Genomic DNA, 18083 nt, shown 5'->3' with positions numbered 1-18083 from the left:
CCACCCTGCAGATTTCTCAATGCCCTGGTCGGGCTCACCGTCTGCGGAGGAGCTCTTACTTCAAAGCGTCCCGGTCCGGCCTGTGCTGCACAGGCCGGACCGGGACGCTTGGAGGCGCGGTACAGGGCTCAGCAGGTCTTGTAGTCCACGCGGGTGGTGTCGCGGCGACCAGTGATCTTGAGTTGAACGTGCCGCAGGTGAGGTGCCGGGGCGGATCGGCGTCGGCTGCCCGACCGGGGACAGCGATGCGCGAACGCAGCCGGAGGCCCGATCTTGTGTCACCGTTCGCAGTGGACTTCTTCGCGTACCCGCTCAGATCGGTCAACGGCGCACCCGATAGCGCAGGTGAAGCACCCGGTTGCCCTGAATCACCACCTCAGGATCCTCCAGCAGGTGCTGCGCCCGGACCGACCCGAAGTAGCGCTTGCCGGACCCGAACACGACGGGTACGACGTCCATGCGCACCTCGTCGACCAGGCCCGCGGCGAGCACCTGGCCACCGACGTCGCCGGCGGCGACCTCGACCACGCGGTCGCCCGCAAGCTCCTGCGCCTTGGCGACGGCTGCCTCGACGCCGTCGACGAAGTGGAACGGCGCCTCGGGGTCCCAGCCCTCGGGCATCGGCCGGTGCGACACGACGACCACGTGGTCGATACCGCTCGGCGGCTTGCCGCCCCAGCCGTCCGTCAGGTCGAAGACGTGGCGGCCGACGATCGTGACTGCGATCTGGTCCCAGTACGCCCGGGTGTAGTCGTAGGACGTCTGCGACACCTTCAGTTCGCCGCTCTCGTCCAGCGGGACCTCACCGCTGGACAACCACTCGAACAGCGGTCCGGGCTGGTCATTCTCGTCGGCGACGAAGCCGTCCACCGACACCGAGCTGTACATGACCACCTTGCCCACGGGGCTCTCCTCTGCTTCGGGGTGCCCTCAAATTAGCGTGTCGTGAGCCGTCGCTCTTGTAAGAAATCAATCGGCCGGCAGCGGCCAGCCGTCCAGCGCGTGGCCGGGATGTTCGCGCAGGAACCGCCGCCGGACTTCGAGGTACCGGGTCGGCGTGAGCCCGGTGAACGCCCGGAACTCGTGGCCGAAGTGGGCCTGGTCGAAGTAGCCCGCGCCACCGGCGAGATCCGCCCAGTCGATCGGTCCGGCGGGGTTGATCGCGAACACGGTGGCGGTGAAGCGGTGGGTGCGGGCCAGCCGCTTCGGCGTGACGCCGACGAGCTCCTTGAACCGCTGTGCCAGATGAGTGCCGCTGACACCGGCTGCCACGCTCAGGTCGCCGATCGCCACCGCCCCGCTGGTCGCCGCGATGACGCTGCTCGCATGGCGGACCAGCCCCAGGCCGGCGGTCTCGCACAGCCGTCGCATCAGCTCCCGCTCCAGCAGCGTCAGCATCTCGTGCGGTCCGCCCGCCGTGGCCAGCCGGTCGCGCAGCTCAGCGATGGCGGGCCGGCCCCAAACCTGCTCCACCGTCACCGGCCGGTCACACAGCTCGGCCGCGGGCATCGGCAGGAACGGCGCCAGCCCCCACGGCTTGAAGTGCACGCCGACGGACCGGGTCTCCGGCGGATAGCCGAACTCGAAGGCGCGGGTGGGCATGGTGACCACGCAGCCGTCGGCGTACTCGGCCGTCTCGATGTCGGTGCCGGCGCGGATGCGGAACGGCGCCCCGAGGTTGACGACGAGCAGGGCCGCCGGCATCGGCGGCAGCATCAGCCGGGCGTACGGCGGCGCGCCCTCCAGGTAGTAAAGGTCGTCGATCAGCCCGTCCAGCGGCGGTCGCGGCACTTTGGACACGTACTCCACGCCCACAGCATCGCCGACGCCCCGCCGGCATCGCACGCCGGGATGCTCCAGTCTCGCCGCCGCCGGCATCGAGCCGGCGCCGATCCCGGACGAGCGCCCGGCCGTGGGCTGTTCGCCGTCTACGCGTGGCGGGCCGAGCGAGCAGGAGGTGACACCGAGACCCGCAGGTCCCGGCGCATCCTGGAACCACCCGAGATCGCCGCCGGGGCGCTGCGGCAGCAGCACAGCCGCCAGGCCGCCCAACGGCTGAAGGCGGGCGCAGCCTGGCACGATCACGGCCTGGTGTTCTGCACCGGCGTCGGCACCCCGCCGGATGCCGCGAACGTACGGCGGGCGTTCCGGAAGATCACCGAGGAAGCGCAGATCGGACCGGGCCGGGTGCCCCGCGAGCTGCGGCACTCCTTCGTCTCCATCATGAGCGACCAGGGCGTGCCCTTGGAGATCATCGCCGATCTGGTGGGGCACGCGGGCACCGGCGTCACCGAGGCCGTCTACCGGCACGAGATTCGGCCGGCGCTCACCAAGGGCGCCCAGGCCATGGACAAGATCCTCAAGAAGCGGAACCGGTCCGCGTAACCGGGTGGCTCCCCGTTTGGCTCCCGGAGATCGGAAAAGGGGCTCCGGAGAACCTCCGAAACCCCTTCGACCAGTGATTACCTGGTCGGGACGACAGGATTTGAACCTGCGACCCCTTGACCCCCAGTCAAGTGCGCTACCAAGCTGCGCTACGTCCCGGTTTGTCCTTGTGGTCCTTGCGGACCTCCCCTCGCGGGCGGACGTCATAACCTTAGCGCAGATCCGGCGGGCGTGTGCACGCCGAGGTGGTCGCCGGGTGATCGTGATCGGGTGAAGGGTGAGGGGAACGTGGGGCGCAAGGCGCTGATCGATCAAGAGGAGTTGCGGCGGCTGGCCGGGCAGGGGTTGTCCAATGCGGAGCTGGCCGCGCGGTTCGGGGTGAGCGAGTCGGGGATCTTGCAGGCCAAGCGGGCGGCCGGGCTCTCGAAGCCGATGCTCGACCACTCGCGGGCGATCCCGTGGAAGCTCGACCGCGCGCACAACCAGTCGGGTCCGGCCACGAACCTGCGCAACCTGTCGGCCGTCGCCCAGGGGAGGACGATCCCCTCCGAGAAGCTCAACACCGCGCTGCGCTGGGCCGAACGGCTGGTCGCCGCGGGGATGGACATCTCCTACGACCCCGAGCAGGGGTTCCACGAGGTGCCGGCCGCGGGTGGTGCATCGCTGATCGACGGGGTTCTCTCCGATGCCAGGAAGGCCATGGCCGGAAGCTGAGGTCACGGCTGGAAACCCAGGCCATGGCCGGGAGCTCAGGCCATGGCCGGAAACTCAGGTCACGGCCGCGAGCCGAGGCCCTGGACGGGGACCGAGGCCGTCGGCTAAGGCTGCCGGGCGTACGAGAAGTGGGGCTGGAGGCCTCCGGCTCCCTACGACTGCGGCCTCTCTCCCGCCTCCGGCCCCTACGGCGGCTGCGGTCTTTCTCGTGACTGCGCCCTTTCGGTGACCGCCGTCCCCTCCTCCGGTGACCCGGTGCCTCCCCGCGGGGGGAGACGGCAACAGGGACGGTTGTGGGGTAATGCGACGGCAAAGGGACGGTTTTGAGATGGTCCTCCGGGGCAGCTGGCGGGACAACCGCTAACACAACCGGAGGCGCACATGTCCACCGTGATCTGGGTGGCCGTCGTCGTGGTCGCGGTGGTGGCGATCATCGCAATCGGCTATTTCGTCGTGCAGCAGCAACGCCGGCACCGGCTCCGTGAGAAATTCGGCCCCGAGTACGAACGCACCCTGCAGGAGCGTGAGAGCCGCAAGGAGGCCGAGCAGGAGCTCCTCGCCCGCGAGCAGCGGTTCAGCTCCCTCGACATCCGCTCGCTCGACGCCGAGGCGCGCAATGCCTACGCCAAGAAGTGGACCGAGGTCCAGGAGCGGTTCGTGGACGCCCCCGGGTTCGCGGTGACCGAGGCCGACCATCTGGTGACCTCCGTGATGGCCGACCGGGGTTACCCGACCGAGGACTTCGAGCAGCGGATCGCCGACCTGTCGGTCGCCCACGGCCGCACTCTCGACCACTACCGCAAGGCCCACGAGATCAGTGGCCGTGCCGCTCGCAACGAGTCCTCCACCGAGGAGCTCCGGCAGGCCATGGTGCACTACCGCGCGCTGTTCGAGGAGCTTCTCCAGGCCTCGGACACCGACGCGGCCGATGACGGCCACTCCCTGCGGCATGCCGATCCGCGCCGCGAGGAGACCCGGAACGACGCCGTGCGTCCCGGGCATGACGGCCACGACGAGCGGATCAGCGAGAACGAGCGGAACGCCCCCCGCGACACCCGAGGACGGTGACTCGAATGAACGACCGACCCGACCGGCTGGTCTACGGCCAGCCGGTTCACACCAACGAAGACACGCAGCCGAACATTCCGCCGCAGCGCGGCGAGGACGCGGCCGTGGATCCCTCGGCGCGCCCTGCCGCACCGTACGGCGACGCCCCGGCCGGTCACCCCGCGCACGACGTCACCCCCCTCGATGACGACACGCGAGACGACAGGCGGGACGACGCTCTCGATCACACCCGGGACGACGCCGGCCGGACCGGTGAGGTGCCGGAGCGGGAGACGCCGCTGACCGACGCCGACCGGGCCATCGCGGCCCAGCCCGACCCCGCCCACCCGGATCCGGCCCATCTGGACCCCGCGCACTCCGGTGCCGTGGTCGCCCCGGCCGGGCAGCCGGCCCAGCACGCCACCCGGGCCTCCCTGTTCGATCACGACCCCGAGGACATCCGGCGGCGCTGGCAGGAGGTCCAGGCCGGCTTCGTGGACGACCCGCGTGAGGCGGTGGAACGCGCCGACTCCCTCCTGGACGAGGTGACCTCCTCGGTCCGCAGGGCGCTGGAGGCCCGGTCCTCCGAGCTGCAGGGCCGCTGGAAGGACGTCGAGCAGAACGACACCGAGCAGCTCCGTACGGCTCTGCGCGACTACCGCTCGACGCTCGAGGCGCTGCTGGGCCTGCCCGTCACGTCGGCCGGGACGAGGTGACCGATGCTCGCGATCGCCGCCGCCATCGTCTTCGGCCTCGGACTGCTGCTCGACCTCATCGACGCCAGCCTCGGAGGAGGCATCAGCGGGACCACCTTCATGCTCCTCGGACTGCTCCTCCTCGCGCTGCACCAGGCCGGGGTCGGCACGGCCGGGTGGCGTGGAGGGAACTGGCGCCGCAGGAGGTGACCTCCGCCGGGATCCCGGATCGGGGCCGGGAGACCGCCGGAACCGCAGCCGGACGATAACGGAAGAACCCGGACCCGGCAGAAGGGGCGCCGCCCGAGGGCGGCGCCCCTTCTCCGCTTCTCCGCACGCTCCTCGATCAACCCGGCGGGCGGATCCCGGTCAGCCCGCCGGACGGGCCTCCGCCGCCTGCTCCGGGCGCGCCGCGAACTCGAACTCCTGGCGCGGGTGGGCCAGCTGGCCGAGCGAGGTGATCTCCCTGCGGAAGAACAGGGCGAGAGTCCAGTCGATCAGGACCCGTACCTTCCGGTTGAACGTCGGCACCCGCGACAGGTGATAGGTCCGGTGCATGAACCAGGCGGGGAAGCCGCGCAGCTTCACGCCGTAGATCTGCGCGACGCCTTTGTGCAGGCCCAGGCTCGCGACGGAGCCGGCGTAGGCGTGCCGGTACTTCACCAGCTCCCCGCCCCTGAGCGTGGCCACCACGTTGTCGGCCAGCGTGCGGGCCTGCCGTACGGCGTGCTGGGCGTTGGGGGCGCACATCTGGCCGGGCTTGGTCAGGTCGGGTACGGCGGCGCAGTCCCCGGCCGTGAACACGGTCGAGGAGCCGTCGACGGTCAGCGCGGCGGTCGCCTTGATCCTGCCCTTGTCGTCCAGCGGCAGCCCGCTGGCCTTCACCAGGGGGTGCGGCTTGACGCCGGCGGTCCACACCAGGGTGGAGGAGTCGAACTCGGTGCCGTCGTCGAGGACGATGTGGCCCTTCTCCGCGGACTCCACGCGGGTGCCGAGGCGCACCTCGATCCCCCGGCTGCGGAGCTGCTCCAGCGTCCAGCGTCCCATCTCGGGACCGACCTCCGGCAGGATCCGCCCGGTGGCCTCGACCAGCACCCAGCGCATGTCGTCGGGGCGCAGCGACGGGAAGAAGCGGCAGGCGTCGCGGGCCATGTCCTCCAGCTCGGCCAGGGCCTCGACCCCGGCGTAGCCGCCGCCGACGAAGACGAAGCTGAGGGCCCGCCTGCGGATCTCCTCGTCGGTGGTGGAGGCGGCCAGGTCGAGCTGAGCCAGCACGTGGTTGCGCAGGTGGATGGCCTCCTCGACGCTCTTGAAACCGATGCCGCACTCGGCCAGGCCCGGGACGGGCAGCAGGCGTGAGACGGAGCCGGGAGCGAAGACGAGCAGGTCATAGTCGATCATGCGGGGCGGGCCGCTGTGCGGGCGCATCTCGACGGTGCGGGCGTCCGGGTCGATGCCGACCACCCAGCCGTTGAGGATCTCGCACCGGTTCAGGACCCGCCGGAGCGGGACGACGACGTGCCGGGGCTCGATGTTGCCCGCCGCCGCCTCGGGCAGGAAGGGCTGGTAGGTCATGTACGAGTCGGCGTCGATGACGGTGACGCGGGCTTCTCCGCGGCGGAGCCTGCGCTGTAACCGCAGGGCGGTGTACATGCCGACGTAACCGCCGCCGACGATCAGAATGCGGGGAGGTCTGGTCATGGGACGGTCCCTACCCTGAAAAACGCTTTCAGATCGCGAAGGCCATAGTGACGACCGTCCCCTCCGGCCCGGTCTCGAAGTCGATGCGGGAGCTGACCAGCCGGGCGACCCACAGCCCCATGCCGCTGGTGGCGTAGGGGCCGGGAGCCGTCTCCCCGGGAGGGCCGGTGGGGGCCCACCGTCCCTCGTCCCGGATCTGCACGACGAGGTGGCCCTCGGCGGTCCACATGCGCAGCACCGCCTTGGCGCTGGGATGCCCGTGGGTGACGGCGTTGGTCGCCACCTCGTTCACCGCGACCAGGAAGTCGGGCAGGGCGTCGGCGGCCATGCCGCCGCGCCGGGCCTGGGCCGCGGCGAAGTCGCGCACGTCGGGCAGGTCGGGGAGGCAGAAGGCGATCTCGGCGGCGGCGTTGCGGGCAGCGGGAGATGAGAGCCGGCCGCCGGCCGCCGTGAAGCGAGCGGGACGAACACCGTCTTCGTTCACCCGCGATCCGCCTCCTCTGTCCCGGAACGCCATTATCCTGAGTCCCCGCGGCTCACCGGAACGCACTCTATGCCACCCACGGTCCCGCCGACTTCGTTGCCCCGTAACGGGCGGCGTATTCAGCATTCGGCGACGAGTTCCTCACGAAGCTGGTCAAGCACCTTACGGAGGATCCGCGAGACGTGCATCTGGGAGATGTCGAACTCGGCGGCGATCTCCGCCTGGGTCATGTTCCCGAAGAAGCGCAGCAGCAGGATGTTCTTCTCCCGCGGCGGCAGCTTGTCGATGAGCGGCTTGACGGCCTCCCTGTCCACGAGGACCGACAGCGCGTCGTCCTCGTCGGGGATGACGTCGCCCAGCGCGGCGGCGTCGTCGTCGGTGCCGAGCGGCGCGTCCAGCGACAGCGCGCTGTAGGCGGCCGAGGCGTCCAGGGTGAGCAGGACGTCCTCTTCGGAGATATTCATCTTCGCGGCGAGCTCCGCGACTGTCGGGGAGCGGCCGAGGTCCTGGCTGAGATCGGCGACCAGGCGGTTCAGCTCGGCCCTGCGCTCCTGGTAGACGCGGGGTACCCGGATGGCCCAGGTGCGGTCGCGGAAGTGGCGCTTGACCTCACCGGTCATGGTGACGACGGCGTAGCCGCGGAAGGCGTGGCCGAGGGTCGGGTCGTAGCCGTTGATGGCCTTCATCAGCCCGACGTACGCGGCCTGGAGCAGGTCCTCCAGCGGTTCGCCCCGGTAGCGGTAACGACGGGCGATCTCCATCGCCAGCGGGCGGTGCATCTCGACGATGCGCTCACGCAGGCGCTCGGCGCGGTATTCGGAGACCTCAGGCTGGACCATCTCGGCGAGGAGTTCCTCGGCGGTCATGTCGGTGAGTTCGATCGCCTGAACAGACATTGCTGCTCCCTGATATGACTGTCGGGCGGTGCCGGAGCCAGCGGAAGCAACAGGAGTTTCCGGGCAGACGGCATCGCCTCGACCACTTTTCGAGGCGAGGCCCTCTGCTGGACCTCGAATCGAGTATTACCCGGATTCCGGGAGTATTACTCTCCGCCAGGTAACAGTAAGGTTGCTATGCGAACCGCTAGGAGGATCTGGGTGACGGTGTCGGAGAACGGTGACGGGTCGACTGCCCTGACGTTGACGTCGGCGACGGTCGGCGAGATCAGCGTGATCCGGGTGATGGGTCTGCTCGACGCCACCACACGCGATCAGTTCGCTGACTATCTCGCAGCCGAGGCCGCCGAGCACGGTCCCGACATGGTCATCGACCTCAGCGGCGTGAGTTTCATGGACTCGCGCGCCCTCGGGCTCATCGTGCACCAGTGGCAGGTCAGCACCGGCCGGGGCGGCAGGTTCGCCCTGACCGGGGTGGAATACTCCAAGACCAAGGTGATGTGGATCACCGGGCTGGCGCAGCGGCTGCCGCTGTACGACACGGTCGACGAGGCGCTGGCCGCCTTCGGCCGCCCCGCCTGAACCCGGCCGGAGAACCGCCCGGGCCTGACCGGGCCGGCCCACCCCGCCCGGACCCGGCCCGGGACCTGAACCCGGCCGGAGAACCGCCTCGGCCCGGGAACCGCACCTGCGGGCTCAGTCCCGCTTCCGCCCCCTGTTGCGCTGGTGCTCGTCGACCAGGAGCCTGGCCAGGTCGACCACCTTCACCTGGTGGTGCTGGGAGATGCGGCGCAGCTCGTCGAAGGCCGCCTCGGACGAGCATCCGCTGGACTTCATGATGATGCCCTTGGCCTGGTCGATGATGGCCCGGCCGGCCAGGGCCTCCTGCATCTGGGCCGCGTCGGTCCGCACCTCGTCGTAGTCCCACATGTTCGCCAGCGCCACGGTCACCTGCTCGGCGAGCATGTCGGCCAGGGAGCGCACGCCGCGGGCGACGAAGACGCCGGGGCGCACGCCGTACAGGCCAAGCACGAGCACGGCGCGCTCGACGGTGATCGGCATCGTCAGGATCGAACGCACTCCGCAGCGCACCGCCATCGCCGTGTAGGACGGCCAGCGGGAGTCCCTGAGCACGTCCGGCACGATCACATGCCCGCCGGTGGCGCGCGCCTCGGCCGAGGGCCCCTCCCCCAGGTCGTTCTCGCTGTCGACCAGGACGACCAGCTCGCTGTGCGAGGCCGAGACCACCAGGCGTTCCCCGCTCCACAACTCGGCGGTCCCGCCCGCGCAACCGGGGACTCCGCCCGCCAGAGTGGTGGTGAGCCCTCGCAGCACACTCTCGCTGGACGTCTCCTCGCTGACCCTGCCGAGGGCGGCGAGGTCCCGGGCGAGAACCGGGGTCACCATGTCCATGTCGTGAGATCCCTTCCCGGTATGGATAACTTAATCACTATCTGACATCGCATCGATAAGCTTCACCGGGTGGCGTACCGTCTAGGCGGGACCCGCCTCATCCCGGCCGGAGACGAGGACGAGCATTGACCGAAGCCTTTGGCCTTCCCGCACTTGAGCAGGCGCTGGACGCGCTCACCACCAGGGTGTCCTCCCTACGCGAAACCCGGTCCGCCTACCCCGGCGACCCGCGCTCCACACTCGACGCCGCGCTCGCCGAGCTGGACACGGCCCGCGACCTGCTGGACTCGGCCCTGCGCGAGTTGCGCAAGGCGCCCAAGCGATCGGGCGAGCGGGAGAGCGGCTCGCAGCGGGAGCTCAAGCTGTTGCGCCAGGTGTTCAAGACGCTGCCGGTCCCGCTGGTGGTGCTGGACGGCTCGGGTACGGTGCGGCGCATCAGCTCCGAGACCTCCCGGCTGCTGGGCAGCCCGGCCGGTTACGTGATCGGCCGCTCGTTCGCGCTGTTCGTCGACGTCTCCCGCCGCGCGGCCTTCCGCTCGCACCTGACCGCGGTACGGCAGAGCGGCCAGACGGTGACCTTCCAGACCCGGCTGACCCACCAGGGCCGCGCGCACACCGTGCAGCTGGCCCTGACCCGTCTGGTCATGCCGGGCGAGCCGCACGAGATGACCGCGGTCCTGGTCCTGCCGCTGGAGACCCAGGTCTCCCAGACGCCGCCGGGACCGGCCGACCGGTCGGACTCCGACCTGGTCATGGCCTCCGCGCGCCGCCAGGAGCTGCTGTCGCGGATGACGCGCCTGCTGCTGGACGAGGACAGCCTCCGCCAGCCGGTGACGGTGACCCGGGCCTCGCGGCTGCTGGCCTCCGAGGCGGCCGACTGGGTGATCGCCGACGTGGTCCGCGACGGCTCGCCCCGCCGGGCCTGCGTGCTCGGCCCGGTCGACAAGCCGGTGGCCGAGCTGGTGCGCGTGGTCGAGAACCTCAACCCGCTGAGCGCGCCGCTCATCGCCCACGTGCTCACGAGCGGCTCCGGCGGCGTGGTGCACGAGATGCTGGAGGAGGAGACGCTGCTGGGCGGCGTCCCCGACGGGCCGCCGCTGCTGCGGGTGATGGGCGCCGCCTCCGTGCTGTGCGCGCCGATCCAGGACCAGGACGGCGCGGCGGGCACCCTCACCCTCGTACGGCTGCGCGACCGCGAGCCGTTCACCCTGGCCGACCTGGGCCTGATGGAGGAGATCGGCGCGCACCTCGGGCTGGCCCTGCGGGCCCGGCGCAGCTTCCAGAACAGGTCGCAGGCGGCCGACGCGCTGCGCACCAGCGTGGTGCCCCGCACCCTGCCCGACATCCCCGGCTTCGAGGCCGCCGCGATCTACCACGCGGGCTCCAGTCAGGTCGGGGCCGAGTTCTACGACGTCTTCCCCTTCTCCGGCGGCTGGGGCTTCGCTCTGGGCGGGGCGGCGGGCAAGGGCGAGGAGGCCGCCTCGGTCAGCGCCATGGTGCGCAACGGGCTGCGCGTGCTCAGCGTGTGGGAGAGCGACCCGGGTGAGACCCTGCGCAAGCTCAACCAGGCGCTGGTCGCCCAGAACAACGGCATGTTCGTGATGGCCGTGGCCGGGTTCGTCAAGGGACGGCGGATCAGGCTCTCCAGCGCCGGGCACCACCCCGCCGCGCTGCTGCAGCCCGACGGAGCGGTGCGCTTCACCGCCGGGGGCGGCGTGCCGCTGGGCATCTCCCCCGAGGCCGAGACCTACGACGAGGAGATCACTCTGTCGGCGGGCCAGACCCTGCTGTTCTATTCGGACGGGCTGGTGGCCTCGCGCAACGAGCACGGGGAGGCCTACGGCGAGAGCCGCCTGGCCGACGTCCTGGCGCGGTGCGTCTCGCAGTCCCCGGCCACCGTGGTCAAAGCGGTGGAGGAGGACAGGCACGCGTTCTCCGGCGGACGGGTCTGGGACGAGATCGTGATACTTGCCCTGCGCGTTGTGTGAGGATCGTATAACTTAACGTTCCATGACCCGGCGCACACCGGGTCGCGCACCAGCGCCGGGGCCACGGAGACGAGGTGTACAGGCGAGTCGGCATTGACCACGGCCGGGACGCGGCGCCCGGCCGGCGTCCGGACAGAGACGACCTCCCATGACTTCCATTCACCAAGCGGCGTTCTACGGCTCCGACGAGCGGTTCCTCACCGTGGCGCTGCCGTTCGTCTACGACGGGCTCGCCAAGGGCGAGCCGGTCCTGGTCTCCACCACCCCGGCCAACCTGGAACTCCTCGGTGACGCCCTGGGCCGGGACGGCCGCCGGGTCGACTACGCCGAGGCCGCCTTCCTGGGCCGCCGGCCGGTCCAGCGCACCACCGCCTTCCACCGCTACTGGCGCCGGCGGGGCCCGGAGGCCCCCTACGGGGGGCACGTGCGGGTGATCTCCGAACCGGTGTGGACCGGCCGGGCGCCCGGGGACGTGCGCGTCTGGCAGCGCATGGAGGCGATCCAGAACCTGCTGCTGGAGGGCACCAACGTCTGGATGATCTGCCCCTACGACACCCGCGTCCTGGACCCCGCTCTGATCGCGACCGCCAGGCGCACCCACCCCTCGCTGTCGGAGGACGGCCGGGCCTCGGCCCTCTGCCCGGAGTACACCGACCCGGCGGACTTCGTCCTCGAATGCGATGCCGTACCGCTGCCGCCCCCTCCCGAGGAGGCGATCACCCGATACGTGGAGACGCTGCCGACGCTGCGCTCCTTCGTCTCCGACCAGGCGACCTTCTTCGGGCTGAGCAGGGACCGCTCCACCCTGCTCGCGGTGGCGGTCAACGAGGTGGCCGGGCATCTGGACCCGCCGGTCACCGTCCATCTGTGGGAGAGGTTCGGGGCGATCGTCTGCCAGGTCCACCGGGCCGGAGGGGGCCTGACCGACCCGCTGGCCGGCTTCGTGCCGCCGAGCCCCACCGCCGGGCCGGGTGACGGGCTGTGGATCGCCCGCCAGCTCTGCGATCGGCTGGACATCCACCACGACGCGGACGGGTGCACGGTCCAGGTGCACGTACCGAGTTCCCGGGCGGAAGAACTACGACAGAGCCGGAAATACTGAGGTTTGCCACCCGGAAGGATCCGGGTATTGTTTGGTGCATACAGATGAGTGCCTAAGACGCAGGCACCCCCTGGAAGTCCAGGCTTTCCATGCCTATCTCCCCCAGAGGTGTGCCGTGAATATTGCATTTGTCGCTTCCGACGCTCCGTCCGCCGCCAACGACCAGTCCGCTCAGCGCGCGCAGATGCTGGCCGTCGCCCGTGAGCTCGGCAGGGACCACAAGGTCACCATCTACACGCGCAGGGGCTCCGACTCCGGCAAGGCGCGTGTCCGCGTGGCCCACGGCGTCACCATGGAACACCTCGCCGCCGGTCCGGCCCGCGACCTGCCCGAGGACGGCGTGCTGCCCTACCTGTCCGACCTGAGCGGCCAGCTGATGAACCGCTGGGGTCAGGACCGGCCGGACGTCATCCACGCCCACTCCTGGACCGGCGGCCTGGCCGCCATCGCCGGTGCGAGCAACCTGCGCGTCCCGGTCACCCAGACCTTCACCCGCCCCGCCTGCGCCGACGCCAAGAAGGCCCGGCTGCAGCGCGCGATCGGCCGCCGGGCCGACGCGGTGATCGTCGGGTGCGGGGACGAGGAGTCCGAGATGATCCGCATGGGCGTGCCGCGCCGCAACATCGCGGTGGTGCCCTGCGGCGTCGACATCGAGCGCTTCCGGCGTCAGGGACCGGCGGCCCCGCGCGGCACCCGGCCCCGCCTGCTGCACGTGGGCTCGCTGGCCGAGAACGCGGGCGTGCAGACCGCGATCCGGGCGCTGAGCGGCATCCCGGACGCGGAGCTGTTCATCGCCGGCGGCCCGGTCGCGGCCGAGCTCGAGCACGACGCCGACGCCTACCAGGCCCGGCTGCTGGCCAAGGAGCTCGGCGTGGACGACCGGGTCACCTTCCTGGGGCAGGTCCCGCACGCCTCGGTCCCCAAGCTGATGCGCAGCGCCGACGTCGTCGTCTCGCTGCCGCGCGAGGTCGCGGCGGGCGTCGTGACGCTGGAGGCCATGGCCTGCGGCGTGCCGGTCGTCGCCTCGGCGGTGGGCGCGCACATGGACTCCGTCGTCGACGGGGTGACCGGCCTGCTGGTCGCTCCGGACCGCCCCGCGCAGACCGCCAGGCTCACCCGTGAGCTGCTGGCCGACCCGACCCGCCGTACGGCCCTGGGCTTCGCCGCCGCCGACCGGGTCCGGTCCCGTTACTCCTGGGAGCGGATCAGCCAGGAACTCGTCCGCGTCTACGAGGACGCTCTGGCCGCTCAGCACTGAGTTCCGGGCCTCCCGGCCCAGTGCTGGGTTCCCCTGGTCCCCCGAGGTCCCCGCGCCCGCGCCCCGGCGCCGGGGACCTCGTCGATCATATGACCGGTGGATATACGGTGGCCGTATGTTGATCCACCCATGGGATGTCGCGCCCGAGGACGAGGCCCTGGCCTTCGTCCGGTCCAACGGGTTCGGTCATCTGGTCGCGGGCGGCCGGGACCGCGAGGTCCCGGTCGTGGTCCCCACCCAGTTCCTGCTCGCCGACGACCGCACGGTCCTGCTCCACCTGGCCCGGCCCAACCCCGTCTGGGCCGCCGTCGAGGAGAACCCGGCCGTGGTCCTGTCCGTCGCGGGCGACTGGGCCTACGTGAAGGGCGGCTGGAAGGTCCTGCCCGGCGAGGACGACCCGCGCCGGGGCATCCCGACCACCTACTACGCGGCGGTCCAGCTGCTGTGCCACGCCGAGGTCGTCACCGACGCCGCGGGCAAGGCCGAGATCCTCCGGGCGCAGATCGCGCAGTTGGAGGGCGGGGACGCCCTGGTGGATCCCGCCGAGCACGAGCGGCGTTTCGCCGGGATCCGGGGTCTGCGGCTGACGATCCGGAGGGTGGACGGCAAGTTCAAGTACGGCGGCAACGTCGACGAGGCGCACCGGCGCCACGTCGCCGGGCGGCTCGCCGAGCGCGGCGGGCCCGGGGACGCCGCCGCCCGCGCGCGTCTGCTGCGGGGCCTGGAAAGGGAGACGGCCGGGGAGCGCGCCGTCCGTTGAGGCGGAGGACGCACCGTTCGGGAGGACGGAGGATGCACCGTCCGGTGGGACGGAGAACACACCGTCCGCTAAAACCCGCTATAAGCCGATAAACACCGCGCGCCCGCCGAGCCTCTCTGCCATCGTGGAGGCACGGGAGGCGACGACACATGGATCTCGGTGACGCGAAGGATCTGTCCAGGGCGCTGAGCGACCTCATGAGCGAGGCCCACCACGTCCTGGAGGAGGCCAGGGAACCCGCCGAACTGGTGGTCAGGGTCACCGGCCATCTCGGCTGCGACTTCAGGCACGTGGTCTCGGTCACCGAGACCTTCCCCAACTGGGAGCACGCCAACCTGCAGCGCGGCGCGGACGCCTACCTCGCCCGCTACAGCCCGCGGGCCGAGTGGTTCGGCATCGCCGGGCAGGGACGTGAACACGACGACTACGTGAACATGCTGGCCGGCGCGGCCCGCGGCTACGAGCGCTACGAGATCGGCGCGGTCGACTACGGCACGGCGCCGATCGGCCCCGAGGCCACCACCGAGGTCGTCACACTCGGGCTGGTGCTGACCCGCTCCCCCGGCGGCTCCCCCGTCGTGGTCGGCCTGCGCGGCCCGCAGGAACACGGGCCGCGGCAGTCGCAGGTCACCGTGCTGGCCGCCGAGCGGCGCGAGGCGGTGGCCGTCCGCGACGAGATCGGCGCGCTCATGCGCGAGCACGACGTCTACCGGGGCCAGGTGCTGTCGTTCGCCTGGAGCGAGCACCGGGGCAACGACCTGGTGACCTTCCTGCCCCGCCCGGACATGGCCGCCGACCAGGTGGTGCTGCCCGAGGGCGTGCTGGAGACGATCGAGCGGCACGTCGTGGGCATCGGCGAGCTGGCCGTACGGCTGCGCGAGCACGGCCAGCACCTCAAGCGGGGCCTGCTGCTGCACGGCCCGCCCGGCACCGGCAAGACCCACACGGTCCGCTATCTGATGGGCCGGATGGACGGGTGCACGGTGATCGTGATGACCGGGTCGGCGATCCGGTTCGTCAGCCAGGCGGCCGGGCTCGCCCGGCGGCTCCAGCCCGCGGTGATCGTCCTGGAGGACGTGGACCTGGTCGCCATGGACCGCTCGTTCACCCAGGAGGGCAACCCCCTGCTGTTCGCGCTGCTCGACGCCATGGACGGGGTGGGCGCCGACTCGGACGTGGCGTTCGTGCTGACCACGAACCGGGCGGGGGTCCTGGAGCGGGCGCTGGCCGACCGGCCGGGACGGGTGGACCTGGCGGTGGAGATCCCCAAGCCGGACGCCGCGGGCCGGGCCGCGCTGCTGCGCCTGTACGCCCGCGACCTGCGGCTGGAGGCCGATCCCGATCCGGTCGTCGCCCGGACCGAGGGGGCGACCGCCTCCTTCTTCAAGGAGCTGCTGCGCCGCGCGGTGCTGGTCGCCCTGCGCGGAGGTGCCGGAGGGGACGGCGCCGGGCAGGCCGTCTCGGCGCTCACCGACGCCCACCTGGGCGCCGCGCTGGAGGAGATGCTCGGCGAGCGCGAGTCGCTGACCCGGGCCCTGCTCGGCTCCGGCGAGCACGACCCGGAGGACGGGCCGCCGATGCCCCCCGGCGGCATGGTTCCCGGTGCCGTGGGTCCCGGCCCCTATGACGACGGAGCCGTGATCGGGTACGCCGATTACGGTCCCTGACCCGCTCGCGGGCCCGCTCCCCGCCTGACGGACCCGGTCCTGACCCCGCCCGCGGGGCCGGGGTGCGAGACGGGTGTGAAATTACGATAAGTCCGTTATCAGAGGGAAATAATTGCTTTTATAGGCGCATGTCGATTCGCAGGTCGTTATCGGGCGCCGCAGCGGTGGCCCTGTCCCTCTGCCTCCTGCCCGCCCAGAACGCGCTGGCCGCTCCCGGCTGGGGCAAGCCCGTCCTGGAGGAGCACTTCGACGGCACCCGCCTCGACGGCCGCAAGTGGGTCGTCTACCACTCCCCCGGCGCCGAGACCAACCCACGCACCCGCAGGGCGACCAGCGTGAGCGGCGGCGTGCTGCGGCTCAAGGGCGGGATGTACGGCGGCGCCGACCTGTCCGGTGGCGTGGCCACCCATCTGGCGCAGCGCTACGGCCGCTGGGAGGTGCGCATGCGGGCCGAGCGCGGGGCCGGCTACACCCCGCTGGCCCTGCTGTGGCCGCGCAGTCAGGGCCGGCCGGAGTACGCCGAGGTCGACTTCGCCGAGATCATCGATCCGGCCCGCCGCTCCGGCGGCATCTTCGTGCACCGCGGCGAGCGGCGCCAGGCCCAGCGCACGGTCAGGGCCGACTTCACCCGCTGGCACACGGTCGCGGTCGACTGGCTGCCCGACCGGCTGACCTTCTGGCTGGACGGCAGGAAGGTCTGGGACTACCGCGGCTCCAACGTGCCCCGGGGGCACTCCATGCACCTGGCCCTGCAGAACGACGTGACGTGCAACGAGTGGTCCCCGTGCCGCAACGCCTCCACCCCGGCCACGGTGAGCATGTACGTCGACTGGGTGCGCGTCTACCCCTACCGGGGCTGAGGCCCCCGGCGGGAGGGTCCGGGAGGGTCCGGGAGGGTCAGGGCCGCGCGGGGGACTCCTCGGTGAGCCGCTCCCCGGCGGGCGGGGCGGGGGCGTCCCCGGCTCCGCCCCGGGAGAGGGTGGCCAGCACCGATCCGCCCAGGATCAGTGCGAAGGAGGCGAGGATCGAGGGGGTGAGCGGCTCGTCGAGCACCACCACGCCCGCGGCCACCGCGACCACCGGGTTGAGGTAGGTGAACACCAGCGCCCGGGAGGCGCCGACCTCACGGATGAGCGCGAAGAACACGATGAACGCCAGCGCCGTGCAGATGAGGGCCAGTCCCGCCAGCGCGGCCAGCACCCGTCCGGAGGGCAGGGCGTCCGGCCAGGTCATGACGGCCGGGGGCGCGTAGACCAGGGCCGCCAGGCCGAGGCAGAGGGCGGTCATGGGCAGGGCCGGGACGTCCTTGAGCCGTCGCGCGGCGATGAGCGGGGCGGTGGCGTAGCAGGCCGCCGTCAGCAGCACCTCGGTGATCGACCACGGATCGCCGCCGCGCAGCTCCGGCGCGGCCAGCACGGCCACCCCGGCCAGCCCCAGGGCCAGGCCCGTCCAGCGGACGGCGCCGAGGCGTTCTGCGTCGCCGGTCAGCCGTCCCACCACCACCGCCATGATCGGCGAGGCCGCGATGAGCAGGCCGGTCATCGAGCTGGTCAGGTGGCGCTCGGCGTCCGACAGCAGCCACCACGGCACGATGATCTCCAGCGCCGCGAAGGCGGCCATCGGCCGCCAGTAGCGCATGATCCCCCGCAGCCGGCCGCCGCGCAGCGCCAGCGGCAGCAGTACGGCGGCGCCCACCGCGGTGCGCGCGAACACCAGCACGGGCACGGACACGCCGTCCACCGCCACCTTGATCATCAGGTACGGGACGCCCCAGATGAGGCTCATCAGGGCGAACAGGATCCAGCCCCGCCTGCTCACCGGACCACGCTCCCCGGATCCGCCGGGCCGTACGGCACGCCGCTCATCGCCGTCGCCACTGTCGTTCCTCGTCTCCCTCGGGCAACCATCGTCATCGACGACACTAGGGAGAGGATTGGCCGCGTGTAAGGTCCAATATCTCTCATATCGATTGG

19 protein-coding genes and 1 tRNA gene are annotated in these 18083 nt (G+C 71.4%); 12 read left to right on the top strand and 8 right to left on the bottom strand.

Going from position 1 to position 18083, the window contains the following annotated elements:
• Positions 1-321: 321 nt before the first annotated feature.
• Both Pta02_RS36690 and Pta02_RS36685 read right to left on the bottom strand, forming a co-directional pair.
• Complete coding sequence (locus Pta02_RS36690) at positions 322-903, bottom strand: dihydrofolate reductase family protein (RefSeq protein WP_203879617.1); 582 nt, start codon at positions 901-903, stop codon at positions 322-324.
• Positions 904-969: 66 nt separating this feature from the next.
• A complete protein-coding gene (locus Pta02_RS36685) occupies positions 970-1809 on the bottom strand; it encodes a helix-turn-helix domain-containing protein (protein WP_203879616.1) in 840 nt (279 codons plus the stop codon).
• A gap of 42 nt (positions 1810-1851) precedes the next feature.
• Here Pta02_RS36685 and Pta02_RS36680 point away from each other — a divergent pair, with 42 nt between their 5' ends.
• Positions 1852-2385 carry a tyrosine-type recombinase/integrase gene (locus tag Pta02_RS36680; protein WP_203879615.1) on the top strand — a complete coding sequence of 178 codons (534 nt, stop codon included), beginning with the start codon at positions 1852-1854 and terminating at the stop codon, positions 2383-2385.
• Positions 2386-2467: 82 nt separating this feature from the next.
• On the opposite strand, the gene Pta02_RS36675 is transcribed toward Pta02_RS36680, so the two are convergent.
• A tRNA-Pro gene (locus Pta02_RS36675) sits at positions 2468-2544 on the bottom strand.
• A 111-nt stretch (positions 2545-2655) separates the two neighbouring features.
• Here Pta02_RS36675 and Pta02_RS36670 point away from each other — a divergent pair.
• From Pta02_RS36670 to Pta02_RS36655, 4 genes are all read left to right on the top strand, one after another.
• Positions 2656-3099 carry a helix-turn-helix domain-containing protein gene (locus Pta02_RS36670; protein WP_239131517.1) on the top strand — a complete coding sequence of 148 codons (444 nt, stop codon included), beginning with the start codon at positions 2656-2658 and terminating at the stop codon, positions 3097-3099.
• Between the two features lie 381 nt (positions 3100-3480).
• Complete coding sequence (locus Pta02_RS36665) at positions 3481-4167, top strand: hypothetical protein (RefSeq protein ID WP_239131516.1); 687 nt, start codon at positions 3481-3483, stop codon at positions 4165-4167.
• A gap of 5 nt (positions 4168-4172) precedes the next feature.
• Positions 4173-4862: a hypothetical protein gene (locus Pta02_RS36660; RefSeq protein ID WP_203879614.1), complete on the top strand. Its 690-nt coding sequence runs from the start codon at positions 4173-4175 to the stop codon at positions 4860-4862.
• A gap of 3 nt (positions 4863-4865) precedes the next feature.
• Entirely contained in the window at positions 4866-5051 is a 186-nt protein-coding gene (locus tag Pta02_RS36655; protein WP_203879613.1) for a hypothetical protein, read from the top strand.
• Positions 5052-5210: 159 nt separating this feature from the next.
• On the opposite strand, the gene Pta02_RS36650 is transcribed toward Pta02_RS36655, so the two are convergent.
• The 3 genes from Pta02_RS36650 to Pta02_RS36640 all read right to left on the bottom strand — a co-directional run bounded on the left by Pta02_RS36650 (position 5211) and on the right by Pta02_RS36640 (position 7922).
• Positions 5211-6542 (bottom strand): NAD(P)/FAD-dependent oxidoreductase, encoded by a 1332-nt coding sequence (locus Pta02_RS36650; protein ID WP_203879612.1) that lies wholly within the window; start codon positions 6540-6542, stop codon positions 5211-5213.
• A 28-nt stretch (positions 6543-6570) separates the two neighbouring features.
• Positions 6571-7026, bottom strand: a complete 456-nt coding sequence (locus tag Pta02_RS36645; RefSeq protein ID WP_203879611.1) for an ATP-binding protein — start codon at positions 7024-7026, stop codon at positions 6571-6573.
• A 119-nt stretch (positions 7027-7145) separates the two neighbouring features.
• Positions 7146-7922 carry a SigB/SigF/SigG family RNA polymerase sigma factor gene (locus Pta02_RS36640; protein WP_203879610.1) on the bottom strand — a complete coding sequence of 259 codons (777 nt, stop codon included), beginning with the start codon at positions 7920-7922 and terminating at the stop codon, positions 7146-7148.
• 201 nt (positions 7923-8123) lie between these two features.
• On the opposite strand from Pta02_RS36640, the gene Pta02_RS36635 reads away from it, so the two are divergent.
• Complete coding sequence (locus Pta02_RS36635) at positions 8124-8504, top strand: STAS domain-containing protein (protein ID WP_239131515.1); 381 nt, start codon at positions 8124-8126, stop codon at positions 8502-8504.
• A 114-nt stretch (positions 8505-8618) separates the two neighbouring features.
• Here the strand turns inward: Pta02_RS36635 and Pta02_RS36630 are convergent, their stop codons facing one another.
• The gene (locus Pta02_RS36630) at positions 8619-9335 is read right to left on the bottom strand and encodes an ANTAR domain-containing response regulator (protein ID WP_203879608.1); all 717 of its coding nucleotides are present in this window, start codon (positions 9333-9335) and stop codon (positions 8619-8621) included.
• A 125-nt stretch (positions 9336-9460) separates the two neighbouring features.
• Here Pta02_RS36630 and Pta02_RS36625 point away from each other — a divergent pair, with 125 nt between their 5' ends.
• The 6 genes from Pta02_RS36625 to Pta02_RS42100 all read left to right on the top strand — a co-directional run bounded on the left by Pta02_RS36625 (position 9461) and on the right by Pta02_RS42100 (position 16970).
• Positions 9461-11323: a SpoIIE family protein phosphatase gene (locus Pta02_RS36625; protein ID WP_203879607.1), complete on the top strand. Its 1863-nt coding sequence runs from the start codon at positions 9461-9463 to the stop codon at positions 11321-11323.
• A 148-nt stretch (positions 11324-11471) separates the two neighbouring features.
• Positions 11472-12425, top strand: coding sequence for an anti-sigma factor RsbA family regulatory protein (locus Pta02_RS36620; protein ID WP_203879606.1), 954 nt, complete (start codon positions 11472-11474; stop codon positions 12423-12425).
• A 115-nt stretch (positions 12426-12540) separates the two neighbouring features.
• On the top strand, positions 12541-13683 hold the full coding sequence (locus Pta02_RS36615) for a glycosyltransferase (protein ID WP_239131514.1): 1143 nt from the start codon (positions 12541-12543) through the stop codon (positions 13681-13683).
• Between the two features lie 115 nt (positions 13684-13798).
• The gene (locus tag Pta02_RS36610) at positions 13799-14443 is read left to right on the top strand and encodes an FMN-binding negative transcriptional regulator (protein WP_203879605.1); all 645 of its coding nucleotides are present in this window, start codon (positions 13799-13801) and stop codon (positions 14441-14443) included.
• Positions 14444-14592: 149 nt separating this feature from the next.
• Positions 14593-16110 carry an AAA family ATPase gene (locus Pta02_RS36605; protein ID WP_203879604.1) on the top strand — a complete coding sequence of 506 codons (1518 nt, stop codon included), beginning with the start codon at positions 14593-14595 and terminating at the stop codon, positions 16108-16110.
• A 128-nt stretch (positions 16111-16238) separates the two neighbouring features.
• Positions 16239-16970, top strand: coding sequence for a glycoside hydrolase family 16 protein (locus Pta02_RS42100; RefSeq protein WP_203879603.1), 732 nt, complete (start codon positions 16239-16241; stop codon positions 16968-16970).
• A 37-nt stretch (positions 16971-17007) separates the two neighbouring features.
• Here Pta02_RS42100 and Pta02_RS36595 read toward each other — a convergent pair whose 3' ends face one another.
• A complete protein-coding gene (locus Pta02_RS36595) occupies positions 17008-17928 on the bottom strand; it encodes a DMT family transporter (RefSeq protein ID WP_203879602.1) in 921 nt (306 codons plus the stop codon).
• Positions 17929-18083: the final 155 nt, after the last annotated feature.

The organism is Paraplanobispora takensis (genome assembly GCF_016863195.1).
GTDB lineage: Bacteria > Actinomycetota > Actinomycetes > Streptosporangiales > Streptosporangiaceae > Planobispora > Planobispora takensis.
Note: the sequence above shows the minus strand (reverse complement) of the source record. Positions and strands in the feature narration are given on the sequence as shown.